The organism is uncultured Negativibacillus sp. (assembly GCF_944388365.1).
In the GTDB taxonomy this organism is placed as follows: Bacteria; Bacillota; Clostridia; order Oscillospirales; family Ruminococcaceae; genus Negativibacillus.
In genome coordinates, this window is record NZ_CALXIN010000085.1 from 1 (window position 1) to 7,854 (window position 7,854).

At 51.4% G+C, this 7,854-nt stretch carries 7 protein-coding genes; 4 read left to right on the forward strand and 3 right to left on the reverse strand.

Features of this window, described 5'->3' with window-relative positions:
- A partial coding sequence (locus Q0L39_RS09575) for a DUF368 domain-containing protein (RefSeq protein WP_296628717.1) occupies nucleotides 1-557 on the reverse strand: 557 nt, incomplete at its 3' end.
- Nucleotides 558-918: 361 nt separating this feature from the next.
- Between Q0L39_RS09575 and Q0L39_RS09580 the strand changes: the two genes are divergently transcribed.
- The 4 genes from Q0L39_RS09580 to Q0L39_RS09595 all read left to right on the forward strand — a co-directional run bounded on the left by Q0L39_RS09580 (nucleotide 919) and on the right by Q0L39_RS09595 (nucleotide 4,815).
- Complete coding sequence (locus Q0L39_RS09580; RefSeq protein ID WP_296628720.1) at nucleotides 919-1,725, forward strand: transporter substrate-binding domain-containing protein; 807 nt, start codon at nucleotides 919-921, stop codon at nucleotides 1,723-1,725.
- A gap of 176 nt (nucleotides 1,726-1,901) precedes the next feature.
- Nucleotides 1,902-2,564 carry an amino acid ABC transporter permease gene (locus tag Q0L39_RS09585; protein WP_296628721.1) on the forward strand — a complete coding sequence of 221 codons (663 nt, stop codon included), beginning with the start codon at nucleotides 1,902-1,904 and terminating at the stop codon, nucleotides 2,562-2,564.
- Nucleotides 2,565-2,594: 30 nt separating this feature from the next.
- On the forward strand, nucleotides 2,595-3,329 hold the full coding sequence (locus Q0L39_RS09590; protein ID WP_296628728.1) for an amino acid ABC transporter ATP-binding protein: 735 nt from the start codon (nucleotides 2,595-2,597) through the stop codon (nucleotides 3,327-3,329).
- 268 nt (nucleotides 3,330-3,597) lie between these two features.
- Entirely contained in the window at nucleotides 3,598-4,815 is a 1,218-nt protein-coding gene (locus tag Q0L39_RS09595) for a hypothetical protein (protein WP_296628723.1), read from the forward strand.
- Between the two features lie 44 nt (nucleotides 4,816-4,859).
- On the opposite strand, the gene Q0L39_RS09600 is transcribed toward Q0L39_RS09595, so the two are convergent.
- Complete coding sequence (locus Q0L39_RS09600) at nucleotides 4,860-5,750, reverse strand: hypothetical protein (RefSeq protein WP_296628725.1); 891 nt, start codon at nucleotides 5,748-5,750, stop codon at nucleotides 4,860-4,862.
- 702 nt (nucleotides 5,751-6,452) lie between these two features.
- The gene (locus Q0L39_RS09605) at nucleotides 6,453-7,313 is read right to left on the reverse strand and encodes a DegV family protein (protein WP_296628726.1); all 861 of its coding nucleotides are present in this window, start codon (nucleotides 7,311-7,313) and stop codon (nucleotides 6,453-6,455) included.
- Nucleotides 7,314-7,854 lie beyond the last annotated feature (541 nt).

Genomic DNA, 7,854 nt, shown 5'->3' on the forward strand with positions numbered 1-7,854 from the left:
ATGCCGGTCAGCACCGAGGTGTAAACTCCCAGCAGTACCATCACCATCGAGCCGCTGATGCCTGGCATAATCATGCAGGCTGCTGCGACTGTCGCCGACAGTACCAGACGGATAGCGGTGCCTGCTGTCAGAGTGGTGATCAGCGCGCTGCCTTCGTCCGATACATTCTGGAAAAAGGTCATCAGCATCATCACTGCAAAGCAGACCAAAAACGGCAGAATGCTCACCTTTTCGAAGCGTTTCTGGGTTGCACGTTTAAAGATCATCGGGATGCTGCCCAGAATCAGCCCAAGAAAGAAGATATTGGTGGGCATGGTGAAGTCGCGCAGCAAAAATTCGATCAGGTGGCTGAACAGCACGATACCCAAAAGTGCTCCCACACCGATGGGGAACAGATAGATCACCGAATTTTTGAAGTCCTTGCGCAGGTCGGAAACTGCGCCGATCAACTTGTCATAGATGCCTATGACCACTGCCATGGTACCGCCGCTGACCCCTGGGATGATATTTGCCACTCCCACGATCAGGCCTTTGAGCAAACGAGATAAAAAATCCATCACAATGTTCTCCTTTTTATTCAAAACTTGACGTCCTTCTGCAGCACATTGCTGCAGTATTTTGATGATACCACAAAGTACAGTTACAATCAAGCACAGGAAAATGACCGAAAGTGACCGAAAAAGAATCGGGCAAAAGTTTGACAGTTCCTACAAAACAACGGCGGCAATTTCCCAACTTTGCGGATGCAGTTTTAATATTTTGTAAAGTTTATGAAAACAGCCGGAAATTTTACCAAAGTTTGATATTGTTTTGACAATTTAGTTGCGAATTCAACTTGACGCCACACAGACAGATATAGTATAATGAAAGAAGTTTATAAAACTTATACAGAAACATTTCAGAAAAGGAGGAGATTTTATGAATTTAAGACGACTTGTCGCGGTCATGATGACAGCAGCAATCTGTCTGTTGGCAGGATGTACAGCGGATACGGGAACACAGACACAGGACAATACGGGAAGTGCGCAGGTCGTTCGTGTCGGCGTCAGCGGCGATTTTTATCCCTTCTGCTACAAGGAGGACGACCAGCTCAAAGGCTTTGAGATCGACCTGTGGGAGCGCATCGCCGAGGAAAACGGCTGGGAGCTGGAGTATACCGTCTCTGACCTGAGCGGTCTGTTTGGTATGCTGGACACCGACAAGGTGGACGTAGTGGCGCGTGAGGTCTCCTCAGACAATCCAACCAGACAGGAAAAGTATCTGTTTTCCGACGTTTATCTCTATTGTTCCTACAATCTGGTAACCAAGGCGGACAGCCCGCTTAGCACACTGGAGGACTTTAAAGGGACCAAAATCGGCGTCGTCATGGGCGGCGACGGCGAATTAAACCTCAAGAAGCTCAACGAGGAGCAGAATCTGGGCATCGAGATCGTCGGCTACGAGGCGACGCCGGCGATGGACACCGACATCGAGCTGGGCCGTATCGACGGCAGAGTGGCGCCGGTGCTGCAGACCCAGAAGAACATCGACGAGAAAGGGCAGGACTTCAAGATTACCGACAATATCGTATACATCGAGTCGGCAGCCTATCCGTTCCAGAAGGACAATACCGAGCTGGCGGATGCCGTCAACAACACGCTGCAGCAGATGCGCGACAGCGGCGAGCTGAGCGCACTGAGCGAGGAATGGTTCGGCGTGGATGCGACCGTAGATCCACGGGCATAGCAAGGCACAGAACGTTGTGCAAGAAGTGATACGCCAAAAAAGTCTGACTTGGGGGATTTCCTCGAAGTCAGGCTTTTCTTTCATCCTTCTGAGGAAATACAAATTGTATAATATTAGGATAAATTAACAAAAACTGTCCTGAACAGTCATTTTAGAGCGTAAGAGGAGGGCGACGGATGTTTGATGCATCGTTTTTTTGGGGACTGTTTCCAATTATGTTCCGCTATATAGACACAACCCTTGGCATCTCGCTGGCGTCACTGCTGTTGGCGCTGCTGATCGCCTTTATCATCGCGGGAGCCTACTATCTGGAGGTGCCGGTGCTCAAGGAAATCTGCGGTGCATGGGTGTCGATTTTCCGCGGCACGCCGCTGCTTGCCCAGCTGTTCTGGATCTGCTACGGTCTGCCGCAGCTGATCGTTCCGATGCAGAAGCTGAGCACTATGACGCTGATTATCTGGGGTGTCGCCTTCAACGCCTCGTCCTATATGTCCGAGACGCTGCGCGGTGCGCTCTCCTCGGTCAACAAGGGACAGATGGAAGGTTGTCTTGCCTGCGGAATGACCCGCTTTCAGGGATTTTTCCGCATCGTACTGCCGCAGGCAGTGCGGGTAGCGGTACCAGGACTGTCCAACAACTTTGTCGATATCATCAAACAGTCGTCGCTGGCGTTTACACTGGGTGTGACCGAGATCATGGCAGTGGCAAAGATGGAAGGCTCGACCGATTTGAAGTTCCTCGAGTCGTTCACCGCGGTAATGATTGTTTACTGGCTGATCGTGACCTTTTTTAACTATGTGCAGAAGCTGCTGGAAAAATGGCTGTCCAGAATGTATTAACGGCGGGAGGTGAAGAAGATGGAGGAAGTCATGCTCAAGATTACCAACCTGCACAAGGAGTTTAACGGCAATAAGGTGCTGTGCGGCATCGACCTGGAGGTACATCAGGGCGAGGTGGTGGCGGTGATCGGACCGTCGGGCACCGGCAAATCCACCCTGCTGCGCTGTGTCAACTTGCTGGAGATGCCCGACAAAGGGGAAATCAGCATCGGCGGCGTGTCGGTGACTGCTCCAAAGATCGACCGCCGTCAGCAGTATGCACTGCGGTCGATGACCTCGATGGTGTTCCAGCAGTACAACCTCTTCAACAATAAAACGGCGCTGCAAAACATCATGGAGCCGCTGATGCAGGTCAAAAAGATGCCCAAAAAGCAGGCGCAGGAGTCGGCGCGCAGGATTCTCAAAAGTGTGGGACTTTCGGATAAGGAGAATGTCTATCCTTCCAAGCTGTCGGGCGGACAGCAGCAGCGGGTGGGCATCGGACGGGCGATGGCAACCCATCCGCAGGTGATGCTGCTGGATGAGCCCACCAGCTCGCTGGACCCTGAACTGGTAGGCGAGGTGCTGGATGTGGTGCGCAAGCTGGCCAGCCGCCACATGACGATGCTATTGACCACCCATGAGATGGATTTTGCCAAGGGTGTGGCGGACAGGGTGATCTTTCTGTCCGACGGCAGAGTGCTCGAACAGGGTACCCCTGAGCAGATTTTCGACCATCCGCGCAGCCCGAGGCTCAAAACTTTTTTGAGCCACTACCGGCATTGACCACGGAGATCAATAGAAAAGAAATAATCCATGACACAAGGACAAACCTTTTTTGCAGGCAGAACTTTCGCGGAAGTTTTCGCCTGCACTTTCATTTCTTATAAAACTTAACGGTGAAATTTTCCACTATTAACAAAAAAATGAGAACAGATTGACACCGTTGTGTACAGTGTGCTATCATGATGGATGAAAAGAAAAGAATGGTTGTCTGCGTGGTACAATCATAAGATCCACCGGCGGCCGAAAACTGTTTCAGGAGGGAAAACGGATGGAATCCAAGGAGCAATCTCAGGAGCAGGTCAAAGAACGTGCCGACATCACAGAACATCCGAATATTAAAAAGGTAGTTAGCCTGGAGAGCTTTGTGTTCATGGCATGTTTTGCCGTTCTGTTCGGGGTGCTGGGCACCAAGATGGGCGCAATCAACATGCTCAACACCATGATGCAGACAGCCTATCAGCTGCTGATGGATACGGTCTTTTATATTATGGCGATTGCGGTTCTGGCAGGTGCGTTGTCGGGACTGTTCACCGAGTTTGGTGTTGTCGCTATTATCAACAAGATACTTTCTCCGCTGATGAAGCCGCTGTATGATCTGCCTGGTGCCAGCGTTGTCGGTATTCTGGCAACCTATCTGTCGGACAATCCGGCAATTTTGACACTGGCTGACGACCAGGGCTTCCGCAGATACTTTAAGAGATACCAGCTGCCGGCGCTGACCAACATCGGTACCGCCTTCGGTATGGGTCTGATCATCACCTCGTTCATGATCGGTATTACCTCGCCCACCGGCGAAAGCTTTGTTGGTCCGGCGCTGATCGGTAACCTGGGTGCGATTGTGGGCAGTATTGTCAGCGTTCGTCTGATGCTGGTGTTCACAGCTAAAGAATATGGCAAGACCGAGTACTGTGAGGTCGAGGGTATCAACGCCATCATGTACACCGATTACCGCATGGTTCGTCCAGGCAGTGCAGCCTCGCGATTCATGTCGGCGATGCTCGAAGGCGGCAAGTCGGGTGTCGGCATGGGCGTGGCAATCATTCCGGGTGTTGTCATCATCTGTACCTTTGTTATGATGCTGACCAACGGTCCGTCCGAGACAGGCACCTACACCGGCGCAGCCTATGAAGGCATTGCGCTGCTGCCAGCCATCGGCGACAAACTCGACTTTATCCTCAAGCCACTGTTCGGCTTTGCAAGTTCTCAGGGCGTATCGGTGCCGATCACCTCGCTGGGTGCAGCAGGTGCTGCGATCGGTCTGGTGCCAAAACTGGTCAAGGACGGCATGGCTACCGGAAACGACGTCGCTGTCTTTACCGCAATGTGCATGTGCTGGAGCGGCTATTTGAGCACTCACGTTGCAATGATGGACAGTCTGGGTTACAGCAAGATGACCGGCAAGGCGATCATCAGCCACACCATCGGCGGATTGTGCGCCGGCGTTGCAGCTCACTGGCTGTATGTGCTGTTCTCGATGATCGGCTAATAAAACTGCATGAAAAAAAGCTCTCCGAAAGGAGAGCTTTTTTGTTATAGCTTCTGGTTAAAGGTGAGGTATCCATCCTCGAAAAAGCTGTTCTGGAAGGAGACGGTGAGGGTTTTCAGGTTGTTTTCCTGGATGTACTGCGCGGCGCTTTCGTCGGCGAGCAGCTCTTTTTGAAGCTCCTGACACTTATCTTCCAGAGCGGCGGTTCGATCAGCTTTTACCGTTTCATCCAGTAGGTATTCGTCCATTGCGTAGTATTCCACATACAACTCCTGTGTTTCAGGGATTGCGCCAAACTTTTGCAGGACAAGGTCTTTCTTCTGCAAAACAGGACTTTGTTTGCCAAAGTCGTAGGCAATGGTCTGGGCGGCGTATTCGTTTTCGTTCTGCTCTTTATAGATTTCCACATTGACATAAGAAAAGTTTGAGTCAGAAGTATTTGCGATGCCGTATTGATAGTAAACATTGATATGGAGTTTGATCATCAAGGGAGCTGTGTAGGTGCAATTTCGCAGAGCATTTTCGATGGATTCAATCACTTTCGCGCCGGTTTCCACAGGGGTACGGGTATCCTCATCAAGCAGCACAGCATCTATATCGACATATAAGTTTTCCAGCGGCTTGAGGTTTTTTCCTTCGACCAGCGAGAGGGTATCCTTGGTCAGCGAGAGGTCGGTCAGTTCCGCGAGTTTTTCCTCTTTTAAACAGTCGGCGAGGTGCTGCTCCACCATCTGTTCACACGCATCGACGGGCAGCCGCTCCATCGCAGCCTTTAAGTCCATCTGTTCACCGAGAGAAAACTGGCTGTATTCCTCGATGGAAGGGATTTGATCGACCGAAAGATCGGCATACTTTTGGGAATCGTTGGAGTTTTTGGGGGTACAGGCTGCCAAAACGGCACAGAGAAGCAGCAGGGTGGTCAGTTTTTTCAGCATAGTACACACTCCTTTCGTGGAAAGAGAGCAAAGCCCTTATCGTGACGGCTGCGTGAATATTCTATAAGATAAGTGTAGCATGGATTGATAAGATTTTCAAGTGTAAGAGAGAGAAATTGTGGGCTTTTGCAGCCCACACCCGCAGGCATTGTTGCAGGGTAGCCCCTGCAGAAAGGATTATGGGGCTACGCGCCCCATACCCGCGGAAACTTTCTTGTGTGAAGAAAGTTTCACAAAGAGCACACCAAAAACCTCCTGGTTTTTGGAATTCCAGCGAAGGGGGTCAAGTGTGACCCCCTTTGAACCCCATGCTCTTAAGAAAGCTACTACAACGACGAAGGCACTCTACTACCCGAAGTGGCAGCTGCAAAACTTGACATTCTCCTGCTGCCGGAGCAGATAGGGGGAGAGAACTTCGCTTGCGAAGTTCCCGAGGGGAGAATCCCCTAAAAGGTGTTTCCAAAGAGGATACTTCCTCTTTGGCACGCCTTTGATTACTTTCCTCGTGAAAGGAAAGTAATCGCGGGCGCGGGTCGCGTAGACCCGCAATATTCTTGCAGAAAGTTCGGAGAAGGAGTAGCGCTTCTTCTCATGCCTGCGCCTACAAAAGGAACGGTTTCACAGAATGTACGGGCGCAGGCCTAGGGACTACCCTGCAAAAACAAACTCCCGTTCCTTTTGTAGGAACGGGAGTTATAATAGCTATGAGAGCCGCAGCACGCAGATTCCCACCAGACCAGGGCCGGTGTGGACGCCCAGTGCAGGACTGATCTGACCGCGGACAGCGATGAGGCCCTGCGGGATCTTCTTTTTGACCTCGTGGATGAGCGCTTCGGCCTCCTCGGCAGCATCTCCGTGCATCACAGCCAGCATGACCTTCGGACAGCCGTCAGCAAACTTCTGGGCAAGCTCCAGCACCTTTTTGATCGAAGGATTGCGGCCGATGGCTTTGGCAACGGCATAATAGCGGCCCTCCTCGTTGCAGGAGATGACCGGCTTGAGCGAGATGGCAGTGCCGACCATGGCTGCTACCTTGCCGATGCGTCCGCCTTTTTGCAGATATTCCAGCGTCTTTAAGCAGAAAAAGACCTTGCTGTCGCTGATCATTGCTTCAGTTTTGCGGTAGAGGGTGTCCAGATCAAGCTCTTCCTCCTCGAGCAGCTGAGCGGCGCGCACTGCGATGATACCGCTGCCGATCGAGATGTTTTTGGAGTCGATGATCCGGCATTCCAGCTTGCCGTATTCCTCGCAGACCACCCGCAGCATATTGCAGGTGCCGCTCAGACCGCTGGAGATGCAGATGCCCAGCACCTGACGATAGCCCTCGTTATAGATGCGGTCGAGCATCTCGGTGATCTGGTTGCCGTCGGGCAGGGAAGTTTTTGGAATTTCGGTGGGCAGCCGGCGGTAGACCTCTGCTGCGTCGATGGTGACCCCGTCGAGATATTCACCTTCATTAAAGAGGATTTTCAGCGGGATCATGAAAATATGGTATCGTTCCAGCAGTTCCGGCGGCACATCGCTGCCGGAGTCCACCAGGATTGCAATTTTCTGTTCGTTCAATGCAAACCGACTCCTTTGGAAAATGTAGTGTTTAAAACTATATTTTGTGGTCTATGGTAAGATTTTATAACCTAAGCGTCAAAAAGTCAAGAGGAGGTTACCGAGAAGGGAACAAAGTTGCCTTCTCGGTAACCTCCTCTTTTGTTGCAGGGAAGATTTCTGCAAAGGCTTTTTGCAGGAGGGTTCCTGCAAGAACTTTTTTGCAGGTTTACGCAGCCTGCACCGCGATTACTTTCCTTTCACGAGGAAAGACCGCACCTCTGGTTTCCCGCGTTGTCATACTTTTCTGTGTGCGGTCCTGAGAATGGGCTTTGCCCATTCTCCAAACTTTTTGCAAGAACCTTGCGGGCTTACTCAGCCCGCGCCCGAGGTTCCTTTCTTGTCGAAAAGAAAGGAACCAAAGATTCGCCAAAGAGGAAGTGTCCTCTTTGGAAACACCTCTGAGGGGAAGACCGCACCTCTGCTTCCTGCGTTGTCCTGCTTTTTTGTGTGCGGTCCCGAGAATGGGCAAAGCCCATTCTCCGAACTTTTCTGCAGAAAA

Excerpts from the sequence above, each read along its gene's own strand:
- Q0L39_RS09590 (WP_296628728.1), top strand. The coding sequence starts at position 2,595 with ATGCTCAAGATTACCAACCTGCACAAGGAGTTTAACGGCAATAAGGTG.
- Q0L39_RS09585 (WP_296628721.1), top strand. The coding sequence starts at position 1,902 with ATGTTTGATGCATCGTTTTTTTGGGGACTGTTTCCAATTATGTTCCGC.
- Q0L39_RS09600 (WP_296628725.1), bottom strand. The coding sequence starts at position 5,750 with ATGCTGAAAAAACTGACCACCCTGCTGCTTCTCTGTGCCGTTTTGGCA.
- Q0L39_RS09580 (WP_296628720.1), top strand. The coding sequence starts at position 919 with ATGAATTTAAGACGACTTGTCGCGGTCATGATGACAGCAGCAATCTGT.
- Q0L39_RS09595 (WP_296628723.1), top strand. The coding sequence starts at position 3,598 with ATGGAATCCAAGGAGCAATCTCAGGAGCAGGTCAAAGAACGTGCCGAC.